This window comes from Halomonas sp. KX33721 (assembly GCF_001596805.1).
GTDB lineage: Bacteria > Pseudomonadota > Gammaproteobacteria > Pseudomonadales > Halomonadaceae > Vreelandella > Vreelandella aquamarina.
Genome location: NZ_LVIA01000017.1, coordinates 13,102 through 30,404, shown reverse-complemented (window position 1 = coordinate 30,404; position 17,303 = coordinate 13,102). Strand labels below are relative to the sequence as shown.

Here is a 17,303-nt window from a genome sequence, read left to right as displayed (position 1 = left end):
TACAGTAGCGCGTGCTTTTCCACCGACGTAACAATACGAGATCGACGATGAAACGCAGTAAATGGATATGGCTAGTATGGGCCGTTGTCTTGTTAAGTTATTTAGTGCCTTACACGCTGTTAAGCGACGTGTCGCGATGGTACGGCAGCTTTTTGTTTTGGGCCGTGGCCGGGGTGGCCATCATTGCTCTGAACGTGTTTATTACGACAGACTTTAAGGAACATAGCGATGACTGAGTCGCTCATTTGGTGGTCCATTGCTATCTACTTATTAGTGGCCATAGGCATTGCTATTCTGTCGCGCCAACGCCCGGCGAAAGGCGGTTCAGAAAGCATGTCCGGCTACTTTTTGGGTAACCGCCAAATGAACGGGTTTGTCTCGGCGCTGAGCTACAGTGCCACGACGTATAGCGCCTTTATGATGGTGGGCCTGGCTGGCCTGACCTATGCGGGCGGCGTGGGCGCCTTCGGTTTTGAAATCATCTATTTTGCCGGTGTCTCGCTGGTGGCGGTGTTCGGCCCTAAATTCTGGGCAGTTGGCAAAAAGTTTGGCTACGTGACGCCCAGCGAGATGCTGAGCCACCGCTACCATAGCAAGCAGGTGGCCATGGCCGTGTCGATTGCCAGCTGTATCTTCCTGATCCCTTATTCCGCCGTTCAGCTCGCTGGTGTCGGCTACCTGTTGCAGGGTATTACTGATGGCGCCATTACCTTTACCACCGGGGTCGTGCTAGCCACGGTGATCGCCATTTTCTTCTCCTATATCGCGGGGATTCGTTCGGTCATGTGGACCGACTCGCTCCAGGCCATCATGATGATTGTGGCCTCTACCCTGGTAGCCTTTCTGGTGATTCAAAATCTGGGCGGTTTTGGTGCGCTCTTCGATACGCTGGCAACGGAGCACCCGCAGTCCCTGACGGTACCTGGCCCAGGACTATTCAGCTTTGTCACCTTCTTGGGGCTCACCATTCCCTGGTTCTTCTTTAGCCTTTCAAATCCGCAGGTCAGCCAGCGTCTTTTCATGCCCTCGTCGCTGCGCTCGATGCGCCACATGCTGATTGGCTTTTTGGTGTTCGGTTTTATTTACACCCTCGTTTCGGTGCTTTGGGGGTTCTCGGCTTTGGCTGCTTTCCCTAGCCTAGAGCGCGCCGATTTAGCCACGCCCACGCTACTGGCCTCAGAGTTTGTGCCGCCCGTATTAGGCGTGATAGTGATGATCGGCATTATGGCCGCCGCCGTTTCCACGATCGATTCAATCATGCTGACGCTGGCGTCCATGGTCTCCCGCGACGTCTATGCCAACCTCAAACCCAGCGTTAGTGAAAAGCGACAACTGCTGGTGGGTAAGTGTGTAGTGCCGGTGATTGCACTGATGGCGCTGGCCTTCGCAGAGCTGCAGCTTGACCTGATTGCGGTGCTGTCGGTGGCCGCCTCATCGGGCTTGGTGGCTATGGTGCCTGCGCTGATCGGTGCTTTCTATTGGAAGCGCGGCACGGCTGCCGGTGCACTGACCAGCGTGGTGGGTACCAGCGCCTTTGTGCTGCTGATGTATGCCACCGGCAATTCACTGTTGGGCCTGCCTGCCGGTGTATGGGGCATTGTGGTCGCGAGTGTGCTGTTTGTTGGCGTTAGTCTTGTGACCAAGCCTCATCAAGACTCTACCGATGCTTTCTTTGCCGCCATCGCGGAAGAGTTGGGTACACAGCAGCGTCGCACTGCCAATGACCCGGCGACCAAGCAAGCGGCTCATTAGGCACCCTAGCGATAAAAGCCCCTGATGAGGGGCTTTTTAGCCTTACTGCCACTTCAATAACTGCGCTCTGTAGGCCGCCTGCGCCTGCGTCGCACTGATGGGCTGCAAGCGCACCTTGGTGCCCGGCAGGCACTGGGCGAGGCGGGCGCAGGCCATGGGGGTTAAAGCACCCAAACGCGGGTAGCCACCGATGGTTTGGCGGTCGTTCATCAGGATGATCGGTTGGCCATCGGGAGGAATCTGCACGGCCCCTAACGGAATGCCCTCGGAGACGATACCGCCCAGGCGGCTGTTCAGCGCTTTGCCGGTCAGTCGAATGCCCATGCGGTCGGCGCGTTGGTCCACGGTCCAGGGCTGGTTGAAGGCATCGAACAGGCTGCGCCCGGCAAAGTGCGCGGCCTGGGAGCCCAGCACCATGTCCAGCACGGTGTCTACTGCATCAGGCAGAGGAAGCTGAGTGCCTTGGGGCAACTGACGCGGCGTGGCGCTGCTGCCTTTCCAGGTGAGCTGGTCGCCGGTTTTAAGCGGTTTGCCATCTTCGTGCAGGCCGCCGATGTGCTCTCTTGCCGAGCAGGCTTGGCTGCCTAGCACGATTGGCGCATCAAGCCCGCCAGGAAAGGCGAGGTACGCGCGCAGGCCCTTTTTCGGCTGGCGAAAGACCAGCGTTTGGCCCGCTTGCATTACAAAGCTGTCGTTGGGCGCCAGCGGTTGGCCCTCCAGCGTAGCGGCAAGGTCGGCTCCTGTGAGGGCAAGGCGCACGTCGCTATTGGCCACCAGGGTGAGGTTGCCGCCCATGACGATTTCCAGCGCGGCGCTCTCCAGCGGGTTGCCCAGTAGCCAGTTGGCCCAGCGGAAGGCGATCCAGTCGGCGGCACCGCCCTGAGTCACGCCTAAGTGGCCGACGCCGAAGCGGCCCGCATCTTGAATCAGCGCCAGCGGTCCGGCTTGCTTTACGGTCAACATGGGGTGGCTCATGACCGCTCCTCCAGCGGGGTGGTATCGCCCCCAGCCGCTTCAAATTCTGATTGGGATATCGCCTTAAAGCGCACTTTATCGCCCGGTCGCAGCAGCGGCTCGCCACGTTTGGCGTGCTCGAAAAGCGGCACGGCCGTTCTGCCAAGAATGTTCCAGCCGCCCGGCGAAAGCAGGGGGTAAATGGCGGTTTGCCGGTCGGCAATGCCCACGCTTCCGGCCGCCACGCGGCGGCGGGGCGTTTTTAAACGCGGCGTGGCAATGGCCTCATCTACCAGGCCCATAAAGCCGTAGCCAGGGGCAAAGCCCAGTGCAAACACGCAATAGTCGTGGCTGCAGTGGCGCTCAATCAGCGCCTCGACGCTGAGCCCAGCGCGCTTGGCAACGGTGGGCAGCTCCGGTCCAACGCTCTCGTCGTACCATACGGGGATTTCGTGGAGCTGGCCCTTTTGGGCATCGGCGGGCGTGAGATTGCGCAGTGCGCTACGCACCAGCGTCGTGGCCTGGGCAAAAGTGAGCTTCTGGCAGTCGTAATGCACCAGCAGGGTGGTGTATGACGGGATGAGATCAATCAGCGCGTGATCAAAGGCGCGCCGCAGCGCCTCGTCAGCGGCCATGATCCACGCCATATTGCTTTCATCAATGGCATCGAACAGGCGCACCGTCAGGGCGTCCATCGCCGCCGTTTCTAAGCGCAGTTTCACGCGGACTCCAGCGCCGTAAAGGCCTCACGAATGGCGCGCACGGCGGCCACGGATTCGGGGTTATCGCCATGCACGCAGAGCGTGTCGCAGGGCAACTGCAAGGCGCTGCCATCCCGGGCGGTCAGCGCTTCGCCTTTGGCCAGGGCAACGGCTTGGGCGACGATAGTGGCTTGGTCGTGATGCACAGCCCCCGGCAGGCGGCGAGACGCGAGATGCCCAGTGGCCTCATAAGCGCGGTCAGCGAAGGTTTCAAACCACAGCGTCACGCCCATTTTTTCCGCTAATTGACGATGCGGCTCTGGGTTGGCGGTGGCCATCACCATGAGCGGCAGGCGGGCATCGAATGCCTTCACGGCGCGCATGGCGCCTTCCAGCAATTCCAGATTGGCAGCCATGTCGTTGTACATCGCCCCGTGGGGTTTGACATAGCTAAGTGCGGTGCCTTCCGCTTGGCAAATGCCTGCCAGCGCGCCGATCTGGTAGAGCATCATGTCTTCCACTTCGGCCGGCGAGCAGGCCATGGAACGGCGGCCAAAGCCCATCAAGTCGGGATAGCCGGGGTGCGCGCCGATCTTGACGCCATGCTGGACGGCAAGCGCCACCGTCTTGCGCATCACATGGGGGTCGGATGCGTGGTAGCCGCAGGCAATGTTGGCACAGTCAACGTGGGGCATGACCTCAGCGTCCAAGCCAATCGACCAGTTGCCGAAACTTTCGCCCATATCGCAGTTAAGCAGCGGAATCGCCATAACGTCTCCTGCCGGGTTGTGTGTTGTTAGTAATTGATATCGCTATTCATTAGCCAAATGAGTCAGTCTATTTGCTCATAGTGATGACGTATTAATGAGCCTATTTATGGTGTTGTTAGCGCAAAAATAATATATGGAGCCTGCGTCACAAGTGCCAATCGTTTTTAGCGATATTAAGTATCGGTGCTTCCTATCATGCTGTTATTTAGTGGAAAAATAGTTGACGCTAGGGCGCTATACGATTATCAACTAAATAAAGCGACTCAAAAAAGATTACAAAAGAGATGCCCTTATCCGCCTGATGTAGCGCCGTTGCGCCACCAATAAAAATGGCAATGAAAGGGTGATTTCGAGGAGTACCACATGCGGTTGCCAGCCCCGCGACAGCATGTCCGTGCCCAACACGACATGTTTCACTTACATTTGCATATCAATGCCTCACGATGGGAGACCATGGTGTGTGGCGTGGTGGAGGCGCTTGACGCTGTGCTTCCCGTGAATGCTTCATTACAGGCTGGTTAAGCACGATGCTGGATTTTAAGGAACTCGACGCCTTTGTTTGGGCGGTGAAACTTGGCTCTTTTCGTAAAGCGGCGGTGCGTTTACACATTACGCAACCGTCGATATCTGAGCGTATCTCGCGTTTAGAGAGCACGGTGGGCGAGCTACTGCTTGAGCGCTCGGCGCGGCCTATTCAGCCTACTATGCGTGGTAGGGAGTTCTTCCTGCATGCCGAACGTATGCTGGCCCAGCGCGATGAAGCCCTTAAACTTTTCGATAGTGAAGAAGACTTTTCCGCCCCGCTGCGCCTGGGCACGATTGAAACCATTGCTCACAGTTGGTTCCCCACGTTTATGCAGCGGCTCACCGAGCGCTACCCGCGGTTGATTATTGAGCTCACCGTGGATTACTCCCCGGCGCTGAACGAGCGGCTGAACAGCAATGAGCTGGATATTCTGCTAGCCATGAACGGCTACCTGCCTTCAGAGCAAATTGACCATGAGACGCTCAGCCCCTATGAAATGGGGATGTTTGTTTCACCTCGACACGCCCAGATGTTAAGCAAACGCCCCGATGCTTGGCATTCAACGCTGCCGTTTATCTCCTTTGGCAAGCTAGCGCGTCCGTATGAAGAGTTAGTGCGTTATTTAGCCGACCAAGGTGTTCAACAGCCGCGTATTCATAGTGTGAGCACGCTGATGACGATTGTGCGTTTAACCACGGAAGGGCTGGGTATCGGCGCGCTACCAGTAGCCACCGTGCTGGATGAGTGGCGGCGTGGGGAGTTGTATCGTTTAGCGCTCCCCACGCCGTTACCGGCCATGCACTATGATGTTATTTGGCGCAGTGCAAATCATCCACGCTTCTGCCGTGGCGTTGGCCGCCTGGCGCAGGAGTGCGCGCTAGAGTATGCCGCTGAAAAGCATACCGAGATTACTAACACGTGTTTTACCGGGCGTTGGGTGACCCCTAGCGCCGCCTCCTCCACCCCTGTGCAGCACCTCCATCCCTATGAATAAGAGGACTTTACCTATGCGTACTCGCATTGCGACCCCCCTGCTTCTTGCCACGGCGTGCAGCCTTGCCGCCGCCACGGCTCAGGCCGCCGAGTGGACCATGGCCACGCCCTACGGGGATGCCAGCTTCCACACCCAAAACACCAAGCAGTTCGCGGAAGATGTGGCAGAAGCCACTGACGGCGAACTCACCATTACTGTCCATAGCGGTGGTTCGCTGGTGTCTCACGGCGAAATCAAACCGTCTGTGCGTCGTGGCACGATTGATGCCGGTGAAGTGTTCCTCTCGATTCTCTCTAACGACGACCCGATTTTTGAAGTCGATACGCTGCCCGGTGTCGCCGGTAGCTACGATGATGCCTATGCGCTGTGGGAAGCCACTAAGCCGATGATTACTGAGCTATTCGCCTATGAGGGGCTGATTCCGCTCTACGCCGTCGCATGGCCTGCTCAGGGCATTTATACTGCCGAGCCGCTGACTGACCCAGCCCAGTTTGATGGGCTGCGCGTACGCGCACCAAACATCAACACCCAGCGCTTCGTTGATAACCTAGGCGGCAGCCCGACCGAAACCGAAGAGTCGGATATCCCCACTGCCTTCAGCACTGGCCGCGTCGACGCGATGATTACTTCAAGCTCCACCGGTAACTCCATGGCCGCGTGGGACTACGTCACCGACTACACCGACGCCAACCTGTGGCTGCCGAAGAATATCGTGTTTATCAGCCAGCGCAGCTTTGACCGCTTAGATGAAGCCACTCAAGAAGCGCTGATGGAAGCAGCGGCGCGTGCCGAAGAGCGTGGCTGGCAGATGAGCCGTGACAACAACGATGAAAGCCTGGCAGCTCTGAAAGAGAACGGCATCAGCGTGTCCGAGCCTAATGCTGACGTTGCCGCCGCGCTGCAAGCCGCAGGTGATGAGCTATTTGCCGATTGGCAGTCCCGTGCGGATGACGAAGCCAAGCAAGCGCTGGAAACGTATCGTGCCCAGCGTAGCAACTAACCTTCCGGTGCTGTGTTAATCCTCGGGGGCAGCCTGTGTGCTGCCCCTTTCTCCACGCGCTCTGTGAGACTGCGAACATGACGTTTAAATTCGACAAACTCTACCGCCTCGGTGCCTGGGGCGCAGCAGCGTGCATGGTGGCGATTTGTGCGCTGATCGCGCTTCAGGTCACTTTCCGTTTAGTGGATGCGCTATTGGTATTGGTCGGCCAGGAGCGGCTCGGTGTCAGCATTACCGGCGTCTCGGAAATGGCCTCCTATTTATTGGTAGGCGCCACCTTTCTTGGGTTGGCCTACACCTTTGTTCATCATGCCCATATCCGCGTGACCTTACTGATTTCACGCCTGCCTTCTGCGGTGCGCGTGTGGTTTGAGGTGTTTGGGCTGATTATTGCGCTGGTTATCAGCGTACTACTGACCTACGGCCTGATTGGTTTGGCGAGGGAAAGCCTAGAGTACAACGATGTTTCGTCGGGCTTTTTGTCGATTCCCCTGTGGATCCCCCAGGTGGTGCTGGCCGTTGGGGTAGGGCTGCTGGCCCTGGCGCTGTTAGAAGCGCTGTGGATGGCCGGGCGCATTGCCATACGCGACCCGTCAAGCTTCCGCGAAGCCACTTCCATCGACGATAACGAAGCGCATTAAGCGGCTACTCGGGAGATACCCTCGTGCTACTACTAAGTTTAGCGACTATTTTTACCCTGGTGCTGCTGCTGGGCAGCGGGGTGTGGATTGCCTTTGCCTTGATAGGCACAGCGTGGATAGCGCTGCAATTTTTCAGCCCTTTTGACCCTGGCCCGATTCTGGCCTCCGATTTTTGGGGCGCAAGCTACGGCTGGGATTTAACCGCGCTGCCGATGTTTATCTGGATGGGCGAGATTCTGTTTCGCTCGGGGCTGGCGGACAATATGTTCCGTGGACTTTCACCCTGGTTGAACCGTCTGCCGGGCCGCTTGCTGCATACCAATATCATTGGCAGTGGCATGTTTGCGGCGGTGTGCGGTTCGTCGGCGGCTACCTGTGCCACGGTGGGCAAAATGACCCTGCCGGAACTGGAGCGCCGGGGCTACGACAGCAATATGGCTATCGGGACGCTGGCCAGTGCCTCTACCCTGGGCCTGCTGATTCCACCCTCGATCGTGCTGATCGTCTACGGGGTGGTTACTGAGCAATCCATCTCGCGGCTGTTTATGGCGGGCATTGGCCCAGGCTTGATGATCTTGGCGCTGTTCATGGCCTATTTGGTGCTCTGGGCGCTACTGAAAGGCAACCGTGACGGCCTGACCGGCGCTGATGAATCCGATATGAGCTTTGCTGAAAAGCTGCGCAATACCTGGGCGTTAGTGCCTATTTTGCTGCTGATCGGTGGGATTATCGTGTCGATTTACGGCGGGCTGGCATCGCCGACGGAAGCGGCAGCGGTTGGCGTGGTGCTGTCGATGATCATTGCTCGGTTCAACGGCCACTTTAATCGGGCGATTTTTACCGATTCGCTGTTTGCTGCGGTACGCACGGCCTGCATGATCGCCTTTATTATTGCCGGGGCGTCGTTTTTAACCTCAGCCATGGGCTTTACCCAGGTACCCATGAAGCTCGCTCAGGCGATTGGTGAAATGGGGCTGTCGCCCACCATGCTGCTGATTGCGCTCACGTTGCTGCTACTCATCATGGGCTGCTTTCTGGATGGTATTTCGCTCATCCTACTGGTGACGGCGATTATCATGCCGGTGGTCAGCGCGGCAGGCTTTGACCTGATTTGGTTCGGTATCTACTTGGTGATTGTGGTGGAGATGTCGCAAATCACACCGCCGGTTGGATTTAACCTGTTTGTGATTCAGGGGTTAACCGGCAAAGATATTCTGACCATTACCAAGGCCACGCTGCCCTTCTTCCTGCTGATGATGCTGGCCATTGCGCTTATGCATATCTTCCCCAGCATTGCGCTCTATCTTCCCTACGCAATGACGAGCTAAACCTTTACTCCACCGCCCCGCCGACAAGCGGCGGGGTTAGTGGCCATAAACCGATACACCGCCCCGGCCAGAGCGCTTGGTGAAGTACATGCTTTGATCGGCGGCGTCGATAAGCTCCCGTTCATCTCCAAACCCGCCGTCGGTGAGGCAGGCCACGCCAATCGATACGGACACGTAAAGCGGCTCTTGGTCTACTCGGGCCATGGGCCGCTCCTGCAGCCGCCGGGTAATACGCTCAGCAAAGCGCCGAGCACCCTCGGCATCTTCATCGGGAAGAATCACCAGAAACTCTTCACCACCATAGCGGCCTGCAAGATCGCCCACGCGAATTAACGAGGCGAGCATCCTGCCGAAGTGAGCCAGCACCTGATCACCCGCCTGATGACCATATCGGTCATTCAGCACCTTAAAATGATCCAGGTCGATAAACACCACCGACATGGTTCGTTCGGTTGTGAGGCAAAGGCGGAAGCGTTCCCGTAACTGCTCCTCTAGCCAAGCGCGATTCGCTAATTGGGTTAGCGGGTCGAGCCGGCTGCGCTGTTGCAGCTCGGCATAATCGTTGAGCAGCGTTTCCCGCGCTTTTTGCTGAGCATCTAAGCGTGCGCTCAGTGATAAGGTGTGTTCAAAAAGCCGCTGCTGGGCCTCTTTTAGCAGGGCGACGCTATCAACGGTGACCGGCATGCCCAGCCCGAGTGTCTCCATCAGCGGTGGAAGGGTTTGCTGTAAATGGGCCAACAGCCCCGACATGGCCCACTCGCTTGATGGGGTTAACGCGTTGAGCTGGCGCATCACGCCGGCTAAAGCATCGGCAGGGTTCGCCGATAACCAAGCATCCGCGATGGCGCCGGAGATGCGTAGGCAAAGTGCCGCGTTATCTTCCGTATCCAGGCCATCGTGACTGTGTTGAATGGCGTGAATCAAGCTGTCATGGGCACCCCATTTCGCCAGCAACCAAGCGCCCACAAGGGCGTGGTGGCAGCCAAAATAGCGCTTTTCCACCTGCATAATGTGTTGATGAGAGGTATTCTCGATGCCGTAGAGTCGCTCTGCGTCGCCGGGGTAAGCGGTTTGTAACGCTAAAATACCAATATCTTGCAGCAGCGCCGTGGTGAATACGCTGCCTGATTGGTGAGGACAAAGCTGCTGTGCGAGATAGCTGGCGGCGACGGCCGCCGTGATAGATCGCTGCCAAAACGGTAAGCGACCGCGTGCGCCATGATCGTTTTCAAACAGGCAAAAGTTCAATACGGTAGCCAGGGTGACATCTAGCCCTATGCGCTGTGTGGCATCAAAACACGTGTGTGGGGGCTGAGCCGAGCGCAGGTAGTGGACGCTATTGGCTACGCTCATGATCCGTGCTGTTAACGCGGGGTCATGTTCGATGGCACTGGCATAGTCGCTCAAGGTAGCCTCAGCGCCCCGAGAGATATCCAAGATGTTCAGGGCGACCGCCGGTAGAGTAGGCAGCTGGTTACACTGAAGCAGCGCGCTGCTAAGAAAGCTGGGCAGCTGGTCAGTCAGCGAGGTGTAGAGTGTTTCGCTGACGGCATTAGGCCCCGTCATAGTGTCTCCTCAAATGCCATGCAGCGAAGCGGGCAGTCAACATAATATCGATAGATGTTTCTAACATAATGTTAGGGGTGGCCGATATCGTTTATGGCCCCAGTGTTCTTCCATAAGATAGCTGTTTATGGTGCAAACGTCGCTGTGCTTTGTTAAAACAGTGGCAAAGCTTAGCCTGCTCTACAACGACATAAGCGAGTGCGACGATGCACACAAGCAAAGAAGAAGCAGAGATTTTTCGTCAGCTAGCGGAAGGTTTTGGGCGCAGTGGCCATCCCAACTTCTTTGCTACGCTGGTGGAACAGCTGGCTCGTCTACTCAATGTCGACCACGCACTGGTCGCCGTGGTCACTGAAGCTAATATAGCCGAAACCTTGGCCGTTTGGTCAAGCGGTGCCCTGCAGGCCAATATTACCTACCCTCTTGCGGGCACGCCCTGCGAAACCGTGGTGGGCCATGAGCCCTGTCTGTACGCCTGCGATGTGCAATCCCGCTTTCCAGAAGACGATCTCCTAAGCCAGCTCGGTGCCGATAGCTATATGGGGTTGCCGCTATTCGCCCCAGATGGCACCGCCATTGGTCTGCTGGCAGTGCTCCACAATCAGCCAATACAGTTTGATGGATTGGAAAATGAAATTCTGCGTATTGCGGCCGCCCAAGCTGGCGCTGAATTAGGGCGTCGCCAAGCGGAAAATGCGCTACGCAAAAGCGAGGCCGCTGCCAAAGAGAGCGAGCGCCGGCTGAACACCTTGCTCAATCACCTGCCGGGTATGGCTTACCGCTGCCTGAATGATAACGACTGGACCATGCAGCTAGTGAGCAAGGGCGCTGAAGCGCTGACTGGCTATCGGCCTGATGAGCTTGAGAATAGTCGCATCACCAGTTTTGCGAATTTAATCCACAAAGAAGACCACGACCGGCTGGTTAAAGCCGTGCAGTCCGCCATTCATCAGCGACGCCCTTATTGCGTGACGTTCCGCATTCGCCATCGCGACGGCAGCGAACGCTGGCTGTGGGGGCAAGGGCAGGCCATTTTTTCCGATGAGGGCGACGTGCTCTGCCTGGAAGGTTTTATTACCGACGTGACCGACCAGCAAGAGGCACAACGGGTGCAGCAGGCGGTGGTGCAAGTTGCCTCAACCGTCACCTCGCGGGTAGGGGATGGCTACTTTCAGCAGCTTATTTCTACACTCACCACGCTGTTAGAAGCCGATGCGGGCTTTATTGCCCTCTTAGACCAAGCTGTGCCGTCTCAACAGAGCGAGCACACTCACCCCAATAGCCTATTACCTGCGACCACAGGCCATACCGTAAGCTTAGTGGTCGACGGCCAAATCCGTAAAAATCACACCTTTCTTTTGCGTGACACCCCCGTCGAACGGGTGGTGTTAGAGCAAGAGAGCGTCGTGCATCACGGCCAGCGGTTTACGCTGCCGGGAGCGACGCTGAGTGCGCAGGCATGGATTGGTCGACGCTTAGATAACGCAAAAGGCGAAGCCATCGGAGTGATGATGGTGTTTTATCAAGCGCCGCTGACCACCAATGCCTTCGCCACATCGGTGCTGCAAATTCTCTCTAACGGAGCCGCAGCTGAGCTAGAGCGACGGCGTGACCATCGCCATATGCACCAGCTTGCCTATACGGACAGCATCACGGGGCTGCCGAACCGTGTACAGTTTATGGAACACCTGCGTGAGATGGGCCAGCAGGCCCAAAAGCAGCAGTCGCCACTGGCATTACTGCTGCTCGATTTGCGTCGTTTTAAAGAAATTAATGACCTGTACGGCCATCAAATTGGCGATCAGCTGCTGGCCACTGTGGCAGGAAGACTACGCCATTTAGAGTTGCCGGGCGTCCACTGTGCGCGGCTTTCTGGCGATGAGTTCGCGCTCCTTTTCCCCCATACTGAACGTGCCAGCCTTGATGAGGTGGTGAAGCAGCTATGTGCGTTGGTGAATCGGCCTATTCGTCTGGATCGCCACGTGTTTAACCTGGATGTCAGCATTGGCTTCGCGCGTTATCCGAGCGATGTAGCTAAAGTCAGCGAACTGTTCAACGCGGCTAGCATCGCACTGCATCACGCCAAAAAGCGTGATACGAATATCTCCCCCTACACCCAGGCCATGCGCCATACGCTGGAGCGCCGCCAATGGATGACCGAGCGGCTGCATCGGGCAATTTTAGAAGGGCGGCTTGAGCTCTATTTTCAGCCTCAGGTAGATCTACATACCCAAACGCTGACCGGGGCAGAAGCGCTATGCCGTTGGCACGACCCCGAATGGGGCTGGGTTAGCCCCGGTGAGTTTATTCCCCTAGCGGAGGAGCGCGGGCTGATTCGTTTACTCGGCGACTGGGTGCTGAAGGAGGCTGCTCGCCAGCTTAGCGCTTGGCAGTCGGCGGGCACGCCGCTGCCGGGACGGCTTTCGATTAATATCTCCGCGCAGCAGTTTGCCGACCCCCGGCTGACGGCGCATATTGCGACGCTTACCTCCAGCGTTTCACCCAGTACGATTGGCTTGGAACTGACGGAAAGCGATTTTATGCGCGACCCGGATCAAGCCATCATCATTACTCATGCCATGCGCAAAGCTGGGTACGCACTGTTTATCGATGATTTTGGCACCGGCTACTCATCGCTCTCGTATCTGCGCCGCTTTGCCGCCGATGCGCTGAAAATCGATATCTCCTTCGTGCGCGATATGCTCGATAACCATCACGACCGGGCGATTGTGCAAACGATTATTGCCATGGCGAACACATTAGAAATGAAAACCCTCGCCGAAGGGGTTGAAAGTGCCGAGCAAGCGGCGCTGCTGGCTGAGATGGGCTGCAATCAGGCCCAGGGCTACTGGTTTGGAAGACCGCTGCCCGCCGATGAGTTTGCCCGCACTTGGCTAAACGGCTAGCGCGGCGTTTAGATTGGCGGGCAGCCGCAACTACCTCTGTTGCTAAGGTGATTTAACTGCATGGTCAGGTTTGCCAGTCGGGCCATAGCGTCTCCTTGAAGGGCTCTGCTGGCAGAGCCCGCTATATGACTAAGTTATGAGGCTGGGCAAGGAGCACCGACGTGCAGGGCTGCCGCAGACATGGCGGGGATATTCAGCGTGAGCTGACCATTCTCCACCGTGATACATTGCTCTTCAGCCGTCACGTTTTGATAGCGGCCATCTGCCATATCGGTTTGAAAAGTGTGGGTGAGCGCTTGCTGCTCCCGGTTAATCGCAATAAAGCCCTGGGCTTCGCGGCTGAAGGCGATTTGATGATGGCCATTATCCCACCAGTGGGTGACCTCTGCTCCGTCGGCTTGTTGGCGAAACGCGACCATATTGGCAATCTCGGGCCAGCGGTGTTCGCATACCCAGGCTTCCCCACATTGGGCCTCGCCCTGCTGATAGACGGGGGCTTGCGGTGGGCCTTGGTCGCTATTAGAAAAGGCGTAGCTTGACATGACTTTCGGGTAACCATAAGGCCATGCCAGCATAAACATGTTGGCTAATCGATAGAGCTGGTCATCCCGATGCGTCAAAATATTGCTGCCGCCCGCACCGTGACCACGCTGGTTATCGTGGTTGTCGGTAAATACGATGGCTTGTTCGCTCGGCAGCAGGGCAGGCGATTCGCCAAACTGCTGAAGGTTGGCAAGGGCTTGATTGTTGAAAATATCACCAAGAGACGCGCCGTAGCGAAACTCGGTGATATCCGCCGTGCCTTGATACTCCGTGGCACTGATCGCTTCGCCGCCTAGGTCAATGACTTCCTGAAAGGCATAAAGCGGAGCGTCTACCTGCGCCAGAATTTCCTCAATATCGCTGGGTGCCATATGCTTGGCTGCATCGATCCGAATACCTCTCACACCCAGTGCTGCCAAGGTATCCAAGTAATCCGTAATACGGCTCTGCACAGTGGGGTCGCTCGTGTTCAGATCGGGCAAGCCAACTAACTGACATTGTCGAACGCTTTCGGCATTTTGCGCATAGTCGCTCTGTTCGATGCCGCAGGGTTCGTGAAAGTCGTCGCGTTGATAATGGGGATAGCTCAGTGCTTCATTGTCATAAGAGGAGCCTGCAATGCCCTGGCCCTTGCCGTGGGCAACATGGTTAATCACCGCATCCACATAAACATCGACCCCCGCTGCGTTACAGCGCTGCACCATATCAGCAAACGCTTCGCTGGAGCCGCTGCGGCTTTCAAGTTGATAGCTGACCGGTTGGTAGCGAGTCCACCAAGCATCACCCTGAATGTGCTCTTGTGGGGGCGAGACCTGTACGGCTTTAAATCCTTTTGGGCCTAGCCAATTTTCGCACTCCTGGGCAACATCTTCCCACTGCCACTCAAATAAGTGCACGAACGTGTCGGCGCTAGCAGGTTGCGCGGAAAGCCCTATGCTCAGTGTCGCGCTGGCAGCCAGGGCAACGGAGTATTTCGCAAACATAAGATCACCTTTGTTGTCATTGTTGCTCATAACATGACGGTATGCAGGGTGACTCAAACCCTCCTCGCGAGCCTGTTAAGGGGCGTAGATAAGAGGAGGAGGGCGCCTACTTGTGGAAAACGTCAGTAATAGGGGGCTAACTCACGGCCTGCCACACCAGGTTAATCCCCACTAAGAACATGGCCAGAATGACTAAGCGGTAAAACAGCTTTTCATTGACGCGACTCTGTAGCCAGAGGCCGTTACGCACCCCGATCCAAGCAACGGGCACAAGCAGCAGCGAGGCCCAGGCGCTGGTCATGTTGACCTCGCCCAGCCACATGTACGGGCCGAGCTTGATGGTGTTCACCACCGCGTAGGTCACCGTGCAAGTGGCAATGAAGGTCTCTTTAGTGAGCTTGCGCGGCATCAGGTACATGTTCATCGGCGGCGCCCCCGCGTGGGCGATGAAACTGGTAAAGCCGCACACGCTAGCGGCGGGCAGCGCCCAGTGGTGGGAAATGGGTTTTTTCGCCACGGGCTTGAGCAGCATATAGGCCGCAAACACGACCGAGAGAATGCCCAGCACCAGCCGCACGCCCTGCTCGCTCAGGCTGCCAAACAGCAAAGTGCCCACCGTCACGCCAATGAAAAGCCCCGGCACAAAGCGCCACACTTCCGCCCGGTCATGCTTGCCCCACCACGCCTTGACCGCAAACACATCCATCACCAGCAATAGCGGCAGCAGCAGCCCGGCTGCCTGGGTCGGGCTAATCGCCAGCGCCATCAACGGCACCGAGAGCGTGCCAAAACCGCCTGCAAAGCCCCCTTTAGAGACGCCGGTGAGGTAGACAGAAAAGATAATCAACAGCCAGGCGATAAGGGAGTATTCGGGGAGCATGGGAGCCTCTCAAAGTGTTCAAAAGCGACCGACATAAAAAAGCCCCCGCAGAGGCGGGGCACAACAGCATAGCATTAGATAAAAGTTAGCGGGCGAATAGAAAGGCAGCCGCGCCTTGCCATCACGTTGATCACAAAATAATCAGCGTCGCCAGCCCCAAGAACGATAGAAAGCCAACGACATCCGTAACGGTGGTCAGGATCACCGCGCCGGATAGAGCAGGGTCAATTTGCAGCCTTTTGAGTACCAAGGGGATCAGTACACCAGACATATTGGCGAGGCTCATGTTGATAAAAATCGCCAGCGTGATGACCAGAGTAATGAGCGGGTCGCTAAACCACAGGTAGGAAATACCGCCGACCACCAGCGCCCATACCAAGCCATTCAGCATGCCCACCCACAGCTCTTTGTTGTAGAGCCACTGCTTGTTGTTACCGGCGATTTGCCCAAGTGCTAAGCCGCGAATGACCACCGTTAGCGTCTGGCTGCCAGCAATCCCGCCCATGCTAGCGACCACCGGCATGAGGATAGCGAGCGCTACAACTTGATCCAGCACCGCTTCAAACTGACCGATCACAAAGGCGGCTAGAAAGGCGGTTAATAGGTTGATACCAAGCCAAATGCCGCGGCTCTTGGCACTGCGCAAAATCGGGGTGAACACTTCCTCTTCGTCACTGACGCCGGACATGTGTTTCAAGGTCATGTCGGCATCGTCTTGGGTAATTTCCAGTACGTCGGCGGCGTTTAATTGGCCTACCAGTAGCCCGTCGCTATCACATACCGGCACAAAGGACAGCTCTTTGGAGCGCAGCAGGGCGGCGGCTTCGCTGACTTTCATCTGGTCGTTGAGCGTGTAGGGAGCATCGTCCATGAACTCGTCCACGGTGCTCTCCTGGGGCTGTTTGACCAAATCAATCAGCGTCAGGGTGCCCAGTAGGCGCTTGTCCTTGTCGGTGATCATGATCTGCTGAGAGTCATCGTCGAGCAGGTGGTGAATACGGATGTAACGCTGCACGGCTTCCAGCGACATGCCCTGCTTCACATTGACCGTTTCCGGGTCCATGTAGCGGCCAACCATGTCCTCTTCATAGGCATGAAGATTCTCGACCTGGGCGCGGATCTCCTGGTCTAGACTGGCGTAGACGGTGGTTTTGATCGCTTCGTCAGCAACATCGAGAACCTCGGCGACTTCCTGGGCATCCAGGCCCTTAACAATTTGCTCAACGTCGCTGGCGGTCAGGTCTTCGATGTAGTCGGCACGGATGTCTTCATCGACTTCGGCCAGCACCTCGCCGAGCATCGTTTCTGGAATGTACTCCCACAGCAAATCACGGGTTTTGGCGGGAAAAGACTCCAGAGTGCGCGCAATCGCTAAAATATCGAGCTCATTAAACAGCTCGTTTAAGGCAGCGGTATCTTCTTCGTCTAGCAACTTTTGAAGATAGAGCAGCTGCTCCTCGGTGTTGGTGTATTTCTCTTCATCGCGCATAGAGTCCATCCTTTGGGGAATTAATTTTTAACACAACTACTTGAAAGCGCTTGATGGCTCACTATGAATCTTAGCGATAGCCTGGGTTGAAAGCCATGCAGGCTTATTGACCGGCATAATTAAGGAGAGCGTAGTGGCGCATGGTGGCTGATGAGCTTATCCGCAGCATTATTCATATAGCGCCTGCCATCGAACCGTCATTAAAAAGTCGCTTACCCGTCATACATATTTCATTTTGCGCTACTAGCCTCTTCAAAAAACCGTTATGAC

At 56.7% G+C, this 17,303-nt stretch carries 14 protein-coding genes; 7 read left to right on the top strand and 7 right to left on the bottom strand.

Going from position 1 to position 17,303, the window contains the following annotated elements:
• Positions 1 to 47: 47 nt before the first annotated feature.
• Complete coding sequence (locus tag A3220_RS07565; protein WP_054641039.1) at positions 48 to 236, top strand: hypothetical protein; 189 nt, start codon at positions 48 to 50, stop codon at positions 234 to 236.
• Positions 229 to 1,752 carry a sodium:solute symporter family protein gene (locus tag A3220_RS07560; protein ID WP_062374194.1) on the top strand — a complete coding sequence of 508 codons (1,524 nt, stop codon included), beginning with the start codon at positions 229 to 231 and terminating at the stop codon, positions 1,750 to 1,752. Before A3220_RS07565 ends, A3220_RS07560 begins: the two co-directional genes overlap by 8 nt.
• A 42-nt stretch (positions 1,753 to 1,794) precedes the next feature.
• On the opposite strand, the gene A3220_RS07555 is transcribed toward A3220_RS07560, so the two are convergent.
• From A3220_RS07555 to A3220_RS07545, 3 genes are read right to left on the bottom strand one after another with little or no spacing between them, the layout of a single operon-like run.
• Positions 1,795 to 2,727 carry a biotin-dependent carboxyltransferase family protein gene (locus A3220_RS07555; protein WP_062374191.1) on the bottom strand — a complete coding sequence of 311 codons (933 nt, stop codon included), beginning with the start codon at positions 2,725 to 2,727 and terminating at the stop codon, positions 1,795 to 1,797.
• Positions 2,724 to 3,428 (bottom strand): 5-oxoprolinase subunit PxpB, encoded by a 705-nt coding sequence (gene pxpB, locus A3220_RS07550; RefSeq protein ID WP_062374188.1) that lies wholly within the window; start codon positions 3,426 to 3,428, stop codon positions 2,724 to 2,726. The genes A3220_RS07555 and pxpB overlap by 4 nt, the downstream gene beginning before the upstream one ends.
• The gene (locus A3220_RS07545; protein WP_062374184.1) at positions 3,425 to 4,177 is read right to left on the bottom strand and encodes a 5-oxoprolinase subunit PxpA; all 753 of its coding nucleotides are present in this window, start codon (positions 4,175 to 4,177) and stop codon (positions 3,425 to 3,427) included. Before A3220_RS07545 ends, pxpB begins: the two co-directional genes overlap by 4 nt.
• 527 nt (positions 4,178 to 4,704) lie before the next feature.
• Here A3220_RS07545 and A3220_RS07540 point away from each other — a divergent pair.
• From A3220_RS07540 to A3220_RS07525, 4 genes are all read left to right on the top strand, one after another.
• The gene (locus A3220_RS07540) at positions 4,705 to 5,697 is read left to right on the top strand and encodes a LysR family transcriptional regulator (RefSeq protein WP_062374181.1); all 993 of its coding nucleotides are present in this window, start codon (positions 4,705 to 4,707) and stop codon (positions 5,695 to 5,697) included.
• 13 nt (positions 5,698 to 5,710) lie between these two features.
• Positions 5,711 to 6,697 (top strand): TRAP transporter substrate-binding protein, encoded by a 987-nt coding sequence (locus A3220_RS07535; protein ID WP_062374178.1) that lies wholly within the window; start codon positions 5,711 to 5,713, stop codon positions 6,695 to 6,697.
• A gap of 77 nt (positions 6,698 to 6,774) precedes the next feature.
• Complete coding sequence (locus A3220_RS07530) at positions 6,775 to 7,338, top strand: TRAP transporter small permease (protein ID WP_062374176.1); 564 nt, start codon at positions 6,775 to 6,777, stop codon at positions 7,336 to 7,338.
• Between the two features lie 23 nt (positions 7,339 to 7,361).
• Positions 7,362 to 8,666, top strand: coding sequence for a TRAP transporter large permease subunit (locus A3220_RS07525; RefSeq protein WP_054645047.1), 1,305 nt, complete (start codon positions 7,362 to 7,364; stop codon positions 8,664 to 8,666).
• Positions 8,667 to 8,702: 36 nt separating this feature from the next.
• Here the strand turns inward: A3220_RS07525 and A3220_RS07520 are convergent, their stop codons facing one another.
• Positions 8,703 to 10,232: a GGDEF domain-containing protein gene (locus A3220_RS07520; protein WP_062374173.1), complete on the bottom strand. Its 1,530-nt coding sequence runs from the start codon at positions 10,230 to 10,232 to the stop codon at positions 8,703 to 8,705.
• A gap of 206 nt (positions 10,233 to 10,438) precedes the next feature.
• Between A3220_RS07520 and A3220_RS07515 the strand changes: the two genes are divergently transcribed.
• A complete protein-coding gene (locus tag A3220_RS07515; protein ID WP_062374171.1) occupies positions 10,439 to 13,138 on the top strand; it encodes an EAL domain-containing protein in 2,700 nt (899 codons plus the stop codon).
• 134 nt (positions 13,139 to 13,272) lie between these two features.
• Here A3220_RS07515 and A3220_RS07510 read toward each other — a convergent pair whose 3' ends face one another.
• The 3 genes from A3220_RS07510 to mgtE form a co-directional block, all read right to left on the bottom strand.
• Positions 13,273 to 14,664 carry an alpha-amylase family protein gene (locus A3220_RS07510; protein WP_084812755.1) on the bottom strand — a complete coding sequence of 464 codons (1,392 nt, stop codon included), beginning with the start codon at positions 14,662 to 14,664 and terminating at the stop codon, positions 13,273 to 13,275.
• Positions 14,665 to 14,800: 136 nt separating this feature from the next.
• Positions 14,801 to 15,544: a sulfite exporter TauE/SafE family protein gene (locus tag A3220_RS07505; protein WP_058577457.1), complete on the bottom strand. Its 744-nt coding sequence runs from the start codon at positions 15,542 to 15,544 to the stop codon at positions 14,801 to 14,803.
• A 130-nt stretch (positions 15,545 to 15,674) separates the two neighbouring features.
• On the bottom strand, positions 15,675 to 17,033 hold the full coding sequence (gene mgtE, locus A3220_RS07500; RefSeq protein WP_062374165.1) for a magnesium transporter: 1,359 nt from the start codon (positions 17,031 to 17,033) through the stop codon (positions 15,675 to 15,677).
• Positions 17,034 to 17,303: the final 270 nt, after the last annotated feature.